Source organism: Bartonella sp. B12(2025), assembly GCF_053795135.1.
In genome coordinates this window covers 1,330,286-1,347,005 of the sequence record NZ_CP200031.1, presented here as the reverse complement: position 1 = coordinate 1,347,005, position 16,720 = coordinate 1,330,286, and the positions used below count along the sequence as shown (strand labels likewise).

Below are 16,720 nucleotides of genomic sequence, written 5' to 3'. Positions count from 1 at the left end.
TAGATAATGTTTGAATCCTTACAAGATCGGCTTGGCTCTATACTTTCTCATTTGACAGGGCGTGGAGCTTTATCGAATCAGGATGTAGAAGCGGCACTGCGCGAAATTCGTCGCGCTTTATTGGAAGCCGATGTTGCACTTAATGTCGCGCGTTCTTTTACCGATAGGGTTCGTGAAAAAGCTGTTGGAGCCGCAATTGTTAAATCAATTAAACCTGGCCAGATGGTTGTTAAAATTGTTCATGACGAGCTAGTTAATGTCCTTGGAAATGAAGGCGTTCTGAGTGATTTAAATGCACCGGCACCTGTTGTTATTATGATGATTGGTTTGCAAGGTTCCGGAAAAACAACGACAACAGCAAAGCTTGCAAAGCGTTTAACCGACAAAAGTAATAAAAAAGTTCTCATGGCGTCATTAGATACACGCCGTCCTGCAGCACAGGAACAACTACGTCAATTAGGAGAGCAGGCAGAACTTGCAAGTTTGCCTATTATTGCGGGTCAGTCTCCCGTTGATATCGCGTCACGTGCGGTACAGGCAGCCAAATTAGGTGGTTATGACGTGCTGCTTCTTGATACGGCAGGTCGTAACCATATTGATGAAGCTTTGATGCTTGAATTGGCTGAAATTAAAGCTTGTTCTCTTCCTCATGAAATTATGTTAGTTGCTGATAGTCTTACTGGGCAAGACGCTGTTCACCTTGCACGTTCTTTCGATGAGCGTGTGGGAATTACAGGAATTATTTTAACACGTATGGATAGTGACGGCCGCGGTGGTGCGGCTCTTTCAATGCGTGCTGTTACGGGGAAGCCGATTAAAGCTATTGGAGTCGGTGAAAAAATAGATGCTTTGGAAGAGTTTCATCCCCGTCGCATTGCCGATCGTATTCTCGGGATGGGCGATATTGTTTCTTTGGTTGAAAAAGCTGCTGAAACGATGGATCATGAGAAAGCTGCGGCTTTTGCAAAAAAGATGCAGGCTGGAAAATTTGATCTGAATGATCTTGCAGAACAATTACAGAAGATGAAAAAGCTTGGGGGTATGGGCGGTCTCATGGGAATGTTGCCGGGTTTGGGTAAGGTAAAAGATCAGATTGCTGCTGCAGGGCTTGATGATCGTTTATTTAATCGTCAATTGGCTATTATTTCGTCAATGACGCCCCTAGAGCGTGCTAATCCTGAGCTTTTGAAACATAGCCGTAAACAGCGGATTGCTAAGGGCTCTGGTACAACTGCTGCTGATATTAATAAGCTTTTGAAAATGCATCGGCAAATGGCTGATATGGTAAAAGCTATAGGAGGTAAGGGGAAAAGAGGTTTGATGGAAAAAATGTTTGGAGGGGGTGGTTCTAAGATGGGGCTTGGTGGTATGGGAGCTGTTAGAGGTTCTGGAGCTCTGCCCGATTTATCGGGGTTTGATCCAAAGCAGTTATCAACACTTCAAAAGCAGATTGAAAGTGGTAATGGAGGAAAGGTTTTACCTGGTCTTCCAGGGCATGGACTTACATTTCCTGGTCTTTCCAATGGTATTGCGGATAAGGGAAAATTTCCTCAGCGTTCCAAGAAAAAATAAGGTGCAAAGAGGAAGAGAGTATGGTGCAGGAAAAAGTATTGGATGAATTGATGCATTTACGAGCATCGATTGATAATTTTGATGCAACGTTGGTTCATATTTTGGCAGAGCGTTTTCGTTGTACAAAGGCAATTGGGTATTTAAAAGCCCGTTATGACTTACCTGCAGTTGATCCTCTGCGTGAGCAGCGTCAAATAGCGCGGTTGCGGCAATTGGCTACAGATAGTCATCTTGATCCTGACTTTGCTGAAAGATTTTTGAGGTTTGTTATTAAAGAGGTTGTGCATCAGCATGAAGTGATTGCTGAAGAGAAAAAATAAAGCAAATCAATTTAAACGAAAGCCAGAACTGGCAATAGGAGATAAAATATGGCATTAAAAATTCGTTTGTCCCGTGGAGGTTCAAAAAAACGTCCTTACTATCATATTGTTATTGCGGATGTTCGTAGTCCGCGCGATGGACGGTTTCTTGAACGTGTTGGTGCATGGGATCCAATGTTGCCTAAAGATGGACCGCGTGTAAAACTTGACGAAGAACGGATCCAATATTGGCTTAGTCAAGGTGCTCAGCCAACAGACCGCGTTTTACGGTTTTTAGATGCGGCTGGCTTAAAAAAGCGTCCAACCCGTAATAATCCACGCAAAGGGGAACCTGGCAAAAAGGCACAAGAACGTATAGCTGCAGCAAAACAAGCTGCTGAAGAAGCGGCCGCTTTAGTATCAGAAGAAACATGATTGCTCTTAAAAAGAGTCAATTATGCTTTTAAAAGCTTCTATAGAGAAAAGTCATTACATCCGTTTTTGACAAATAAAATGGATTTTCTTTAAAAGGGTATCTGATTTCTTTTAAAGTTAACGTTTGTCTTTTAGAAATCAATGGCGCGGCCTTTAATTTCCCAGTCTCCGTAACGTGAAGGGTCTTTGCCGCCGCGTCCACCATTTTCTAAAGGTTTTTCTTCATTTATTTCATGTTTACGTCTTTCTTCAGCTTCGTTTAAGGCGCGTTGTGCTGCAGGAGAGAGGGATTGCTGTTTATTGGCAATTGCATTTTTTTTGCTTATTTTCTCATCTTTTTTATCCATTTTACACCTATTCCATTGAAGAAGCAGAAAGAGAACCCCATCATATAACATTGATTGTATTTTATCATGGAGTTTTTTTGAATAATGAACATCATGCGTACGGCAATGCTTTTGGCTTTTATGACTGCTCTTTTTATGGGGGTTGGTTATCTTGTTGGAGGGGGCGGTGGCATGATCATTGCACTTTTGATGGCAAGTGGTTTTAATTTTTTTTCTTATTGGAATTCGGATAAAATCGTTTTACGCATATATGGTGCGCGTGAAGTTGATCAGCATTCGTCACCGGTTTATTATAAGATTGTAAGTAATCTCGCTCAAAAAGCTTCTCTTCCCCAACCAAAAGTTTACGTTATTGATAGTGCGCAGCCAAATGCTTTTGCTACGGGACGTAATCCTCAAAATGCAGCTGTTGCTGCGAGTACCGGATTGTTAAAGCAGTTGAATACAGAGGAAATTGCTGGAGTTATGGCACATGAGCTAGCACATATTGAGCACCGTGATACGTTGACGATGACTCTAACATCAACGATTGCTGGGGCGATTTCTATGCTTGGTAATTTCGCTTTTTTTATGGGGGGAAGGCGTAATTCTTCAGAACATTCTCATGGTATGGGGGGAATTGGGGGTATTATTGCTCTGCTTGTGGCTCCTTTTGCGGCTATGCTTGTGCAAATGGCTATTAGCCGTACGCGTGAATATGCTGCTGATCGTCGGGGGGCTGAAATATGTGGTAACCCTTTATGGCTAGCTTCGGCGTTGCGTAAAATTGCAGATAGTGGATCTAGGGTGTACAATGAAGAAGCAGAGCATAATCCAGCAACAGCACATATGTTTATTATCAATCCCTTGAGTGGTGAAGGAGCTGATAGCCTTTTTTCTACGCATCCGGCGACTGCAAATCGCATTGCTGCTCTTTGTCGGCAAGCGGAAGAGATGAATGGAAAAATGGTCAAAAGCATGGGATGGAATGAAGAGAGTGGTTTGCATGAAAAGAGCAGAGGTCTAGATTATGGAGATCTAGACCGTAGTGCTCAAAGTGTGGCAGGGAATCAAGAAACTGGTGCTGTTCAGCGCGTTACAAAACGCCCTTCCTGGCTTCGTTATGAAGATTCAAAAAAGTCTCGATCATAGAGCTCTTAAGGGAAAAAAGGCATAAAGGTGTTGTTTTGAAACACAAAAAAGTGGGGCGTGTGTCCGAAAAGAGTGTTCCGGGATTAGGCGTTCGGCAGTTGTGTGTTCGTCTTTTAGGAGCGGTGCTTAATAAGCGCGCGTCTCTTTCGGGCTTAACGGATAATGAACATGGGCATCCACAATATTTAGGGCTTTCACAGCGGGATCGTTCATTGTGCCGAGCCATTTTGGCAGCAGCATTGCGTCATCGGGAGCAGATTGCAGCTGCTTTATCACGCTTTTTAACGTGTCCTTTGCCTCCGCAAGCATTTTCACTTCAACATCTTTTGCATATCAGTGTAGCACAAATTCTTTATCTTGATATTCCCGATCATGCTACGATTGATTTAGCCGTGCGTTTGGCTAAACTTGATTCCCGTATGCGTCGTTTTTCGGGGGTAGTGAATGCTCTTTTACGCAATGTTGCACGTGATGCGGTATTTTTACGTCAAAAAGCTCCCAGCATTGAAGGGATTCCGGTATGGTTCAGCCAGCTTTTAGTGTCAACTTATGGAATAGAAAAGGCTGAACAGATTTTAGCAGTTCAAAGTGTTGAGCCTCCACTCGATTTGACAGTTAAATCTGATAGTTCTGGATGGGCTAAACGGCTTGGGGGTGTCGTTTTGTCCAATGGTTCTGTTCGGTTGAGTCGCTTGGATTGTTCCGTTTCTGATTTACCAGGCTATGCAGAAGGAGCTTGGTGGGTTCAAGATTTTGCTGCAGCTTTGCCTGCTTGTTTACTTGGGAATATTCAGGGCAAAAATGTTGCTGATCTTTGTGCGAGTCCTGGGGGGAAAACTGCACAATTGGCTTTGCAAGGGGCTGATGTGACAGCAATTGATATGTCTGCTAATAGGGTAAAGCGTTTAAAGGCAAATATGGAGCGGCTTCATTTTTCAGTTCGCACTTGGCAAGGGGATGTGAGAAATTTTTATCCCGAACAACTTTTTGATGCTGTTCTTCTTGATGCTCCTTGTTCTTCTACAGGAACGATACGTCGTCATCCGGATATTTTATGGACGAAATCGATGGACGATATCGTCAAATTAGCAGCATTACAATATGATTTACTTTGCGTGGCAATTGCTTTGGTAAAGAAGGGTGGACGCATTATTTTTTCCAATTGTTCATTGGCAAGAGAAGAAGGGGAAGATCTCATTGAAAAAATTTTATCAGCACGCAGTGATATTATTTTAGAGCCTATTTGTACAGAAGAAATGAGCGCTATGGCGCATTTGCTTTCTGTTAAGGGGACTTTGCGTACAACGCCTGCAGATTTCTGTTGTGAAAATTTTAACGCCGAAAGAAATGTGTTTTTGGGAATGGATGGTTTTTTTGCAGCGCGTTTCCGGAAAGTGGCTTAATTAATGATTCATTTACTAAAATGGTCGAAATTGTGCTCGATTCAGCATGTATGGAGACGAGATTGTGGCGGTTGCGGTAAAAGATCCTCAGGTAAAGGCGGCGGCCTTTATATATATGGCACACAAATTTATACGGCGTTTATGGGTTGGACCACTGTTTTGTTGGCGGTTTTCTGGGTTCCGTCCCCATAAAATTTTAGCGCATCCCATTGATTTGTATTTAGCTGATCCAGTGATGGCACATGAGTTTTATCATGGTCGTTTTGCTTTTGCGGGTCATACTGTTCATTCTGGTGCTGTTTCTCCCTTTTCATTGGTTTCACCAACGCCGGAATGGGAAGCAGCTCTTCATGATTTCCATTGGTTGCGACATATGGCAGCAGCAGAGAGTGATTTAGCTACGGCACATGCGCGCGCGCTCTTAGAAGATTGGCTTGACCATAGCGGCAAGAAGGTAAAAGGGCTTCCTTGGAGTGGGCCAGTTGTAGCACGGCGTTTGATTTCGTGGATTTGTCATTCAAAAATGTTGTTGCAAGGGGCAAGTGAGCGGTTTGAAAAGCGCTTTTTGCGTGCACTTGGTTTCCAATTTCGTTATTTGCGTGTCGCCATTGGCAGTATGGAAAACAATGATCAGCGTTTACAAGCTGCAGCAGCTTTGACATTCGCATCTCTTGCTTTACCTGTTTCTGCAGCAATTAAGAAAAAGGTGCAAACCCTTCTCATTGAGGAGCTGTCGCGTCAGATCTTGGTTGATGGTGGCCATATTTCGCGTAGTCCTGTGCTCTTGCTCAATTTGTTATCGGATTTATTGTCTTTACGTCATCTTTTTATGCACAGCAATGAAACGGCACCGCGTGTTTTGATTGATTCTGTTGAGCGTATGTTGCCAGCTTTACGATTTTTTATTCATGAGGATAAAACATTAGCGCATTTTAATGGGGTCGGCCCCCTTGTATCTGAACGTTTATCGACACTTTTAAAACTTGATGAAACAGTGGGGCATCCTTTTAGTTATGCACGTTATTCAGGGTTTCAGCGTTTACATGCCAATCAAACCACGGTGCTTGCAGATACAGGAAAATTTCCACCACGCTCCGTTGCAGAGCATGCTTGTTCGGGGTGTTTGTCTTTTGAAATGTCTTCACATGGAAGTCGCTTTATCATAAATACGGGTGTTAATCCTTATGGGCGTGAGGAGTATCGACATTTAGGGCGTGTCACCGCAGCACATTCAACAGCGACGATTAATGATTGTTCGGTGGGCACTTTTTATAAAAAAAAGAAAAGTGGTGCTTCATTTTTGCTTGAAGGGCCAACGGATGTTAAAGTGTCCCGTATAGAGGATTCAGAGAAAATTGGTTTTATTGCGAGCCATAACGGTTATGTGCGGCCTTTTAATCTTGTTCATGAGCGCGGTCTCATTTTAGCGACAAATGGAGCAATGATTGAGGGTTTTGATCGCTTTTTTACGTCAAAAAAAGGGTTTTCAAAGAGACATAAGGTAGCTCAAAATGAACAAAATAATGTTGCCGTTCGGTTTCATCTTCATCCGCAAGTTGAAGTTAATTATGATGGTAAGCGTGTGCGTTTAGCCGTAGGGGATGGGCAAGTGTGGTATTTTGTATCACCGGATACTGATATTTATCTTGAAGATTCGATTGATTTTACTGGATTAACAGGTCCACAACGCACACGACAGATTGTTTTATATTTTCGCCCTGCATTTCAAGAAAAAGTGCGTTGGCGCTTTGTTCGCCGTCAGTTAGAACAATGACTTTTTTCTTTATAATACGGACAAAGATAGAATTATTCTTTGTGTGTTAAAAAAAGACATCCTATCCTTTGAGTGTATTTTGATAAAGACGTGTGCTATTGAACGCATAAGTTTATTTTACTTGGATTTTAACCATTTTATTTTTAGGATTCCTGTTATGGGGGTTGTTGCGAAAAATTTTTCTATACCGGATCTTTGTCGGGTTCGTCGTGTTCTTTTCTCTGTGTCTGATAAAACAGGCGTGGTCGCTTTTGCACAAGCGCTTCATGCTTATGGTATTGAATTGATTTCGACAGGAGGAACGGCAAAAATATTAATGGCTGCTGGTTTGCCAGTGAAAGATGTTGCTGAAGTTACTGGATTTCCGGAAATAATGGATGGGCGCGTCAAAACGCTCCATCCCTTGGTTCATGGTGCTTTATTAGCTGTAAGACAAGATCCTAGTCATGTGGATGCTATGGAGAAGCATGGCATAAATGGAATTGATCTTCTGGTTGTGAATCTTTATCCCTTTGAAGAGACTTCCCAGTCTGAGTCTGATAGACAAACAATTATTGAAAATATTGATATTGGTGGACCAGCAATGATTCGCGCCGCAGCGAAGAATCATGCTTATACTGGCGTTGTAACAGCGGCTAGTGATTACGATATGGTTCTCGCTGAATTGAAGCAGCATGAGGGGTGTTTAAGCTTTTTTATGCGACGTCAGTTAGCAATGCGTGCTTATGCGTATACGGCTGCTTATGATTCGGCGATAGCAGCGTGGTTCGCACAGGATTTACAAATTAAAACGCCGTCTTGGCAGAGTTTTTCTGGTCATCTTAAAAGTGTTATGCGCTATGGGGAAAATCCACATCAACAGGCGGCATTTTATCGAAATAGTGATAAACGTTTTGGTGTTGCAACAGCAAAACTTTTGCAAGGTAAAGCACTCTCTTATAACAACATGAATGATACAGATGCGGCTTTTGAACTTGTGGCAGAATTTGATCCCCAAAAAACCGCTGCTGTTGCTCTTCTTAAACATGCTAATCCTTGCGGTGTTGCAGAAGGGCGAAGTTTGAAGGAGGCTTATTTAAAGGCTCTTATGTGTGATAATGTTTCAGCATTTGGTGGAATTATTGCTTTAAATCAACCTCTTGATGAAGAGTGTGCTGAAGAGATTATTAAAATTTTTACGGAAGTGATTATCGCTCCTGATGCGACAGAAGCAGCACGTGCAGTCATTGCACAGAAAAAAAATCTTCGTTTGTTGATCACTGGTGGTTTACCTGATCCCCGTTGTGGAGGGCTTATTGCTAAAACGCTTGCGGGGGGAATCTTAGTGCAGTCGCGTGATAATATGGTTGTTGATGATCTTAAACTGCAAGTGGTGACAAAGCGGGCACCAAATCAAGATGAAATGCGGGATCTTCAATTTGCTTTTCGTGTTGTGAAACACATTAAGTCAAATGCTATTGTTTATGCAAAAAATAGCGCAACAGTTGGGATTGGTGCAGGCCAGATGAGTCGCATTGATTCAGCTAAAATCGCTGCACGTAAAGCTGAAGAAAGTGCACAAAGAGCGGGCTTAACAGATGTTCCTACTAAAGGATCTGTGGTTGCATCAGATGCATTTTTTCCTTTTTCAGACGGTTTACTAGCTGCTGCTGAAGCTGGTGCAACAGCGATTATTCAACCGGGAGGATCAATACGTGATGAAGAAGTTATTGCCGCAGCTGATGCGCAAGGGTTAGCCATGGTTTTTACAGGTGTACGGCATTTTCGCCATTAAATGTTTTAATTTTTGTAGTTGATCTTCTTAGACAAAATGAATTTTAAATGAGCTTCTCGTATTTCAGATGCGTGTTGTCTATGCAACTATACTGCAATTCTCTTTTGTAATTTGCTCTATCTTGTATTCTCAAGGATGTAAGATAAGGTTTTGAGAAAAGATGTGAATATTCTATGTTCTTATAGTTCCTGATACTTTTATCATCGTATAATGAATGTGTTAACTTATTTTTCGAAATATAAACCAAATGCTTGATATTAATTGTGGTGATACTGATTCAATTGCGTAGCACTGCTTTCTTAAGTCTTGTTAATTTTTATAGGTACTTAACGGTGTATTTTATTATTGTTCATCATCTGATGTTTGATTGTACGGGGGGGTTGTTGCAGGTTTACAAGTCTCGTGATGGGATCGGGTATGTTCTCATATCTTTTAGTAAGGCTGTTGTTGCTATTGCATTTAGAAAGACAAGTGTAAAATGTGTCGTATTTTCAGCATGATAGCTTTATAATTCTTTGTTATGAAAATAGGTTCTTTAGTAAAAGTGCCCAAGAGCTTGTTTCTGGGTATAGAGTGTTTGTGTGTCTTATTCAGTTTTTTGCCATAGCAAAAAAAGAGAGGCACCTAGGACGCCAACAGCTAAAACAAACCACGTGATAGCATAAACAAGATGATTGTTTCGAAAATGTATAACAGTTAAGCCCGTGATAGGAAAATTTTCCTGCGTAGCTGTTTCTTTCCCGGCATCAATAAAATAAGGAGCGACAGTGGATAGGCCAAGCTTTTGTGCCATAGTGGGAAGATCGCGTGCGTACCATAGGTCGTGATCGGGATTATTTTTGCGTGGAAAAAAACCATTTTTTTCGCTCATGCGTAATAGACCTACAATCGTAGTTTGCTCTGTGTTCTTAGTAGAATGTTGATGAGATATATCGTTCGTGTGTGACTGTTCTGAGTATTGAAAGTGACGGCGTGCATCCATGGGGATAAAACCACGATTCACAAAGGTCAGTGTGTTATCGGCTGTTTGTAGGGGAGTCAAAACCCAGTAGCCACTGGTATTTTGAGCGACAGCAGTAACAAAAATGTTTTTATCTTTTAGCAGTTTTCCCGTAATGATGACAGGTCGATATTCATCTTTCTCAAAAGTTATATGTTTCCATTGATTTTTGGGGGGGGCTTTGATGGGAGGCAAATGAATACGTTGATTAGCACTTGTGATGAGATTCGTTTTCCAGTTTAATCGTTGTATTTGCCAGACACCTAGTGCGCTGAAGACGAGAAAAGCACAGACACATAAAGTGCTGAACAGAATAGAAGAAAGATTGATGCGTTTGTGTTGGAGCTCTGTCGCGGGATTATGTGTTTTTCTCATGATTAACGCTTCCTTTTATACAGTGAGCATTCTTTTAGCATGGGGTGTATTAAAAAAAAACATTTTGCATACCATATCATCCCTTATTACGGGAAAAGATTAAGAAAATTAGCTAGCAAGGGATGCAAAAAGCTTTACAAAAGACTTGACCTTTTATTATCGACACCCTATTAGGAACATAACTTCTCAATAATGCCCGTTCAAGGCAGTGTTTTGCGTCCATTCTGTTTTGTGGGTATTGGGATTTAAGAGTTTCTTAGAGTTTAAAGGTAAAGTTTATGTCTCGTGCTTGCGAATTGACAGGAAAAACCGTTCTTTATGGCAATAATGTTAGCCATGCGAACAATAAAACCCGTCGTCGTTTTTTACCAAATCTTTGCAATGTGACATTGATTTCGGAAGTATTGCAGCAAAGTTATCGCTTACGCGTTTCAGCAAATGCTTTGCGTTCTGTTGAGCACCGTGGTGGACTTGATAGCTTTTTGGTCAAAGCTGATGATAAAGAATTGTCGCAACGTGCACGTTTGTTAAAACGCCAAATCGTTAATAAAAAAGCTGAGCAAGCAGCGTAGTAATTGTTTTTGTTTGTGAAAAGCAAGATCATCTGTTCATCATTTTAGAGGCATGCTGTTTTGGGGCTTTTAACTTTTTGATCACTGTAGTTTATTGGTTTTGTTACCAAGGTGAAAAAAATGTTCTCAGCATGCGGTTTTGTATCAGCACAGCAAAAGAGAAAATATATTGTTTTTTCTAGTTTTGCGATGTGTCTTGCTGTAACCACTTCTAATATTTTGGTTCAGTATCCCATCGATTGGTTTGGTTTGAATGAGCTCCTGACTTATGGAGCTTTTACGTATCCGATAGCTTTTCTGATCAATGATTTGACCAATCGTTTTTATGGTCCAGCTGCAGCAAGGTGTGTGGTTTATGCTGGTTTTTTTGCTGGTTTTTTTGTTTCTTGGATATTGGTTACGCCGCGGCTTGCAATAGCTTCTAGCTCGGCCTTCTTATTTGGGCAGATCCTCGATATTGCCGTTTTTAGTCCTTTGAGGCGTAAAGCATGGTGGAAGGCGCCTTTAGCTGCAGCGTTGGTCAGTTCGGCTTTAGATACGGTTGTGTTCTTTGCGCTTGCTTTTTCTAGCTCTTTTGCCTTTATCGACCAAATGGCAGGTTATGTTAATAATTCACTTACCGAGAGTACTGTTTTCTTTGGACTCGAGGTTCCAGTTTGGCTCTCGCTTGCTTTTGGCGATTTTTCGGTAAAAATAATTATGAGCCTGTGCATGCTGATTCCCTATGGAACAATCCTCAGAAATTTGAAGCTTCCTCTTTATCAAAGCAGTTCAAAAGGCAATACATCTTTGATTTGTGATAAGTAAGAATATTTATCCTCTTGTACTTTTAACATAAAGAAGGATTTTTATCGTGCTCCGTGAGAGCGGCATGTTTGCTTACAAGGTTTATTATATAACCTCAAGCTGTTGATTTAGGGAGCTTGTTCTAAAAATCCTTTACAAGAATGAGGTTTTTTATCACTAAAAAGCGCTGCTAATTGTTTTGTTACAGCGTTGGCTAGTTCTTCGGCGTTCATAATTGTTACAGCACGTTGATAATAGCGCGTGACGTCATGACCGATTCCAATGGCAATGAGTTCTATAGGCGAATGTGTTTGGATTTCTTGAATCACCGCGCGTAAATGTTTTTCAAGATAATGGCTGGAATTAACAGAAAGTGTCGAATCGTCAACAGGCGCTCCATCCGAAATAACCATGAGAATACGACGTTGTTCACGCCGTGATAAAAGACGCTTATGTGCCCAAATCAGTGCTTCGCCATCGATATTTTCTTTCAGCAATCCTTCCTGCAACATTAAACCTAAATTGCGCCGTGCTCGACGCCATGTTGTGTCGGCTCTTTTATAGATGATATGACATAAATCATTAAGGCGTCCAGGATTATTAGGTTTATGTTGGTTGAGCCATTTTTCGCGTGATTTTCCTCCTTTCCAAGTTTTAGTGGTAAAGCCTAAAATTTCAACTTTTACTCCACAACGTTCAAGAGTTTGTGCTAAAATATCCGCACAACTTGCCGCAACAGTGATCGGTCGCCCTCGCATTGATCCTGAATTATCTATGAGTAATGAAACAACAGTGTCCCGAAATTTGGTATTGCTTTCCATTTTAAAAGAAAGTGGTTGCATTGGATCAATAATAAGGCGTGTAAGTCGTGCTGTATCGAGATATCCTTCCTCAAGATCAAACTTCCAACTACGATTTTGTTGTGCCATAAGGCGGCGTTGTAGGCGATTTGCTAAGCGTCCTACGATGCTTTGGAGGTGATTGATTTTCTTATCAAGACAATGACGCAAGTGATCCAACTCACTTTCAGAACAGAAATCTGTCGCTTCCAAAACTTCGTCAAATTGACGGGTAAAAACCTTATAACCATCAAGTCCCTCCATTTGTTCTGAAATAGCGAGAAGACGTTTAGGGTTATTTATTTTTTTTTGCCAATGGCTCTCTTGTTCTTCTTCGGTTTTATTATTGTTGTTTGATTGAGTTGCTTGCGTTTTTCCTTTGTCTTGCACATCGCTTTCTTGTTTGGTTGTTGTTTGTTTTTCACTTTGGGAGTGTTTTTCGTTATTGCTTTCTTCTTCTGCTTGGTTGGTAGGTTTGCATCCGTTTTTAAGTTTTTTCTTGTTTACACTGTCAGAAATTTCTTCTAGTTGCACTGACATTTTTAGTGCAACTAGCATTCGACGAACAATCCGTGCAAAAGCATGCTGATTATGAATATGATGTGTCAGTTCATTTAGTTCTGCTGCGGCTTTTTGTTCGATTGAGTGACGCCAGAGCTCCAATACATGTTCAGCTTCTTTTGGGGGAGGGCGCTCTGTTATTTTTTCACGCAATAAAAGCGCAATCGCTTCTTGGAGGGGAGCTTCACTTTGGGTGCTAATCTTATGATAATTGGCTTTTTGATATTTATTGGCGAGCATTATATCAAGATTTTGTGCAATTCCATCCATGGCTAAAGTGCCGATTGCTTCAACCCGTGTTTGCTCAAGAGCATCAAATATGGCGCGTGCTTCTGATTCTACTGGAGCATATTGCGTGTGAATACGGCTATCATGCCATGCTTTGCGTAGAGCCATAGAATCGCCTAATCCGCGGGTGATAGCTATGTCTTTATTTGTTGTGCGGTGTGGTAGTTTCGGTAAATGTGCGTAATTTTCGTTCAGGGATGGTTTGTTGTGACTAAAGGAAACTTCAAGGTTGCGCGTACCAGCAATTGCGCGAATACAGGTGGAAATAGCTTTCTTAAAGGCTTCAGCATCAAGAGAGGTGGTGAGAGAGTCGTGTGTTAGATTTTGGTTGGTATCGCCAGCTTTTGCGGCCATGGTTGGTGTATTCCTTAAGGCAAGGCACGCTGTGCAAACGATTCTGGAAGCTCTTGTCCAAAAGCACGTTGGTAAAATTCTGCGACAGTGGAACGTTCGAGTTCATCACATTTGTTGAGAAAGGTTAACCGAAAGGCAAATCCAACATTTTTAAAAATTGTGGCATTTTCTGCCCAAGTGATGACAGTGCGTGGGCTCATGACCGTTGAAAGATCACCATTGATAAAAGATTGCCGTACCATATCAGCAACATGCACCATTTGTGAAATTGTTTTTTTCCCTTCGGTTGTCTGAAAAGATTTAACTTTTGAACAAACGATATCAACCTCTTTATCATGAGGTAAATAATTTAATATTGTCACAATGGACCAGCGATCCATTTGAGCTTGATTAATTTGCTGTGTGCCATGGTAAAGCCCTGTTGTATCACCAAGACCAACGGTGTTTGCAGTTGCAAAAAGACGAAATGCTGGATGAGGAGCGATGACACGACTTTGATCAAGCAAGCTTAGTTGTCCAGAGGCTTCAAGGACGCGTTGGATGACAAACATAACATCAGAACGACCTGCATCATATTCATCGAAAACAAGAGCAATATTGTTTTGATAAGTCCATGGCAAAATGCCTTCTTTAAATTCAGTGATTTGTAATCCATCTTTTAAAATAATAGCATCTTTTCCGACGAGATCAATGCGGCTGACATGACTGTCGAGGTTAATTCGGATACAAGGCCAGTTGAGGCGTGCAGCAACTTGTTCAATATGTGTAGATTTTCCAGTGCCGTGATAGCCGGAGATCATGACACGGCGGTTAAATGCAAAACCTGCTAAAATCGCTAAAGTTGTTTGCAGATCGAAAATATAATCAGGATCTATATCGGGAACGTGGGGGCTTTTTGTGCTAAAAGCAGGTACTTTCATATCTGTATCAATATTGAACAGATCACTAGCACAGAGTGTGATATCGGGTATATTTTCGACTGTAAACTTTGTTTTTGTCATTATTTTTCTGGAAGAGAAAGGACACTATTTATTTTATTCAGTAAAAAACGGTACAAGAGTTAGAGTACTTATGCAATGGTTTACAATGAGAATTTTGGATATGAAAGAGTTCCTTTACTGCATGTTCCATAATGTCTTGTGAAAACAATAATAGTTTGTACGAAAGTAGATTTGTATGGGCAGGGATTCCTTAGCATAGACCAGATTTTTTTAACAAATTATAAGCGTGCAAAACATCGCGAAAACGCTCTTCTGAAGAACGATTGCCACCATTGGAATCAGGATGGTGTTTTTTTACCAGCTCTTTATATTTTGTTTTGATATCTTCAGCGGAAGCATTCGCTTGTAATCCCAATGTATCAAAAGCTTTGGCTTCTAAGGGTTTTAATTTTCGTGAGAAATTGTTAGTTGAATGACGTTGGGTAAACATCGTAAATGGATCGCGCATACGATTTTGATAGGCAGCTGTGCCAGAACGAATTTTAGCATAATCAGTAGCTGTTTTTTTCGACACGCCATTACTAAGATCTGTAGGCCATGTTGGGCGATGTCCTGTAAGGGCATCTTTTTGGAACTTTGCGACATCTTTATCGCTAAGACCAGAGAAATAATTAAAATTTTTATTATAGGCACGCACATGATCAATGCAAAAGTGCAGATATTGCCCTTCGTGATTTCGTCCTGCTGGAGCCTTATGAGTTCCTGCTTTTTCACAGCCTTCCCATTGACATTGTTGTGCCTGTGGTTCAGCCCGTTGTTTTTTATTGGAGCTGATTCGAATTGAGTCGAATAATTTAGATGTTATTGCCATATGTTTTGTTTATGCAAAATCGATCGATTTGACAAGAATTGACTTTTGAAAAATTTATTTTCACACTGTGTTTGGTAATAAAAAAGGCTCATTGCATTATTTATTTTGTGAAGGAACAAAAAAATGTCTACTGCAATTCAAACAACGATCAAGATAAAGCTGCGGGATGCTTTTTGTCCGCAAAAGCTTGAGGTAATTAATGAGAGTCATCTTCATGCTGGGCATCGTCATGATGAGCACGCTTTTGACGGTAAAGGAGAAACGCATTTTCGGGTAAAAATTCTGTCTTCTTCTTTTGCAGGCATGACGCGCGTGGAGATACATCGAGCAATTTATCAAGTTTTGCAGAAAGAATTAGCAACCTGTGTTCATGCTTTAGCGCTTGAGGTTGCATCTGTTTAGTTTCCCTTTTCGTTCAAAAATTTTTCAAGAACGAGGGTGCGCTTTTTGATAAACTTCTAATAAGCGGTCTGTGTCAACATGGGTATAGACTTGTGTAGTAGATAAACAGGCGTGCCCAAGAAGTTCTTGAATAGTGCGCAAATCGCCTCCACGCGATAAAAGATGGGTGGCAAAAGAATGGCGCAGTGTATGGGGGGTAGCAGTTTCTGGTAAACCAAGAGATGTGCGTAAGTTGCGAACGGCTCGTTGAATAATGGCTGGCTGTAAAGGGCCACCTCGGGCACCGCGGAACATTGGTTTGTTATCATCTAAAGGATATGGGCAGCATTTTAGATAATTCTGTACGGTTTCGTAAACAACTTTGATGAGGGGGACAAGGCGCGTTTTCCCTCCCTTTCCGATCACGAATAAACTTTTTTTTTCGGGATCAGCAAATTGTTCTGGTGTGAGTGCTAGGGCTTCTGATATTCGCATTCCACAGCCATAGAGGAGCACTAAAACAGCAGCGTCACGGGCGGTGATCCATGGTTCATTTTCCTGTTGATTTTCTTGTTTGACTAAATGCAGTGCTGATTTTATCGCTAAAGGCTTTGGAAGCGATTTTGGTTGTTTTGGGGTTCGGATAAGTTTAGCAGCAGGGATGTTGACAATCCCTTCGCGAGATAAGTAGCTGAAAAAAGAGCGCAAACCTGCCATTCCTCGGCTTAAAGAGCGAGCACTTATATTGCGTGCGCGGCGATAAGCCAAATAAGCACGCAAGTCAATAACACGCAAACTGGCGAGATCACTAAAGGTTGGCTCGTGTCCTAAATGTTGACAAAGAAAAGACAAAAATTGCCGTGTATCACGTTCATAGGCTTGTGCTGTTTGCACGGCCATACGACGTGTTTGCAAAAGATTATCCAGCCAGTTTTTTCTTGCGGCTAAAATGGCATGATCTGCTGGGATGAGAAGGATATTTTTATCTTTTCTCGTGTCATCTTTTATGGACATTGC

General features: G+C 41.3%; 15 protein-coding genes and 1 pseudogene. 10 read left to right on the top strand and 6 right to left on the bottom strand.

All coding sequences use genetic code 11. From position 1 onward, the window contains the following. Positions 1 to 6: 6 nt before the first annotated feature. From ffh to rpsP, 3 genes and pseudogenes are all read left to right on the top strand, one after another. Positions 7 to 1,572: a signal recognition particle protein gene (gene ffh / locus V3564_RS06010; RefSeq protein ID WP_455480671.1), complete on the top strand. Its 1,566-nt coding sequence runs from the start codon at positions 7 to 9 to the stop codon at positions 1,570 to 1,572. 20 nt (positions 1,573 to 1,592) lie between these two features. Continuing rightward, positions 1,593 to 1,930: pseudogene (locus V3564_RS06005) on the top strand (chorismate mutase). Positions 1,931 to 1,940: 10 nt separating this feature from the next. After that, positions 1,941 to 2,306 carry a 30S ribosomal protein S16 gene (gene rpsP / locus V3564_RS06000; protein WP_455480670.1) on the top strand — a complete coding sequence of 122 codons (366 nt, stop codon included), beginning with the start codon at positions 1,941 to 1,943 and terminating at the stop codon, positions 2,304 to 2,306. A 131-nt stretch (positions 2,307 to 2,437) separates the two neighbouring features. Here the strand turns inward: rpsP and V3564_RS05995 are convergent, their stop codons facing one another. Then, positions 2,438 to 2,653 (bottom strand): DUF1674 domain-containing protein, encoded by a 216-nt coding sequence (locus tag V3564_RS05995; RefSeq protein ID WP_455480669.1) that lies wholly within the window; start codon positions 2,651 to 2,653, stop codon positions 2,438 to 2,440. 84 nt (positions 2,654 to 2,737) lie between these two features. Here V3564_RS05995 and htpX point away from each other — a divergent pair, with 84 nt between their 5' ends. The 4 genes from htpX to purH all read left to right on the top strand — a co-directional run bounded on the left by htpX (position 2,738) and on the right by purH (position 8,735). Next, complete coding sequence (gene htpX / locus V3564_RS05990; RefSeq protein ID WP_455480668.1) at positions 2,738 to 3,784, top strand: zinc metalloprotease HtpX; 1,047 nt, start codon at positions 2,738 to 2,740, stop codon at positions 3,782 to 3,784. Between the two features lie 35 nt (positions 3,785 to 3,819). After that, a complete protein-coding gene (locus V3564_RS05985; RefSeq protein ID WP_455480667.1) occupies positions 3,820 to 5,187 on the top strand; it encodes an RsmB/NOP family class I SAM-dependent RNA methyltransferase in 1,368 nt (455 codons plus the stop codon). A 46-nt stretch (positions 5,188 to 5,233) separates the two neighbouring features. Further along, positions 5,234 to 6,961 carry a heparinase II/III family protein gene (locus V3564_RS05980; protein ID WP_455480666.1) on the top strand — a complete coding sequence of 576 codons (1,728 nt, stop codon included), beginning with the start codon at positions 5,234 to 5,236 and terminating at the stop codon, positions 6,959 to 6,961. Positions 6,962 to 7,118: 157 nt separating this feature from the next. Then, positions 7,119 to 8,735: a bifunctional phosphoribosylaminoimidazolecarboxamide formyltransferase/IMP cyclohydrolase gene (purH, locus tag V3564_RS05975; RefSeq protein ID WP_455480665.1), complete on the top strand. Its 1,617-nt coding sequence runs from the start codon at positions 7,119 to 7,121 to the stop codon at positions 8,733 to 8,735. 586 nt (positions 8,736 to 9,321) lie between these two features. On the opposite strand, the gene V3564_RS05970 is transcribed toward purH, so the two are convergent. Continuing rightward, on the bottom strand, positions 9,322 to 10,110 hold the full coding sequence (locus V3564_RS05970; RefSeq protein ID WP_455480664.1) for an SURF1 family protein: 789 nt from the start codon (positions 10,108 to 10,110) through the stop codon (positions 9,322 to 9,324). Positions 10,111 to 10,388: 278 nt separating this feature from the next. Between V3564_RS05970 and rpmB the strand changes: the two genes are divergently transcribed. Beyond that, entirely contained in the window at positions 10,389 to 10,682 is a 294-nt protein-coding gene (rpmB, locus tag V3564_RS05965) for a 50S ribosomal protein L28 (RefSeq protein ID WP_455480663.1), read from the top strand. Positions 10,683 to 10,802: 120 nt separating this feature from the next. After that, positions 10,803 to 11,489, top strand: a complete 687-nt coding sequence (locus tag V3564_RS05960) for a VUT family protein (RefSeq protein WP_455480662.1) — start codon at positions 10,803 to 10,805, stop codon at positions 11,487 to 11,489. Positions 11,490 to 11,596: 107 nt separating this feature from the next. Here V3564_RS05960 and cobT read toward each other — a convergent pair whose 3' ends face one another. The 3 genes from cobT to V3564_RS05945 form a co-directional block, all read right to left on the bottom strand. Further along, entirely contained in the window at positions 11,597 to 13,510 is a 1,914-nt protein-coding gene (cobT, locus tag V3564_RS05955; protein WP_455480661.1) for a cobaltochelatase subunit CobT, read from the bottom strand. 14 nt (positions 13,511 to 13,524) lie between these two features. Then, complete coding sequence (cobS, locus tag V3564_RS05950; RefSeq protein ID WP_455480660.1) at positions 13,525 to 14,511, bottom strand: cobaltochelatase subunit CobS; 987 nt, start codon at positions 14,509 to 14,511, stop codon at positions 13,525 to 13,527. A gap of 190 nt (positions 14,512 to 14,701) precedes the next feature. After that, on the bottom strand, positions 14,702 to 15,322 hold the full coding sequence (locus tag V3564_RS05945; RefSeq protein ID WP_455480659.1) for a J domain-containing protein: 621 nt from the start codon (positions 15,320 to 15,322) through the stop codon (positions 14,702 to 14,704). Positions 15,323 to 15,445: 123 nt separating this feature from the next. Between V3564_RS05945 and V3564_RS05940 the strand changes: the two genes are divergently transcribed. Beyond that, complete coding sequence (locus V3564_RS05940; protein ID WP_455480658.1) at positions 15,446 to 15,724, top strand: BolA family protein; 279 nt, start codon at positions 15,446 to 15,448, stop codon at positions 15,722 to 15,724. A 24-nt stretch (positions 15,725 to 15,748) separates the two neighbouring features. On the opposite strand, the gene V3564_RS05935 is transcribed toward V3564_RS05940, so the two are convergent. After that, complete coding sequence (locus V3564_RS05935; protein WP_455480657.1) at positions 15,749 to 16,717, bottom strand: tyrosine recombinase XerC; 969 nt, start codon at positions 16,715 to 16,717, stop codon at positions 15,749 to 15,751. Positions 16,718 to 16,720 lie beyond the last annotated feature (3 nt).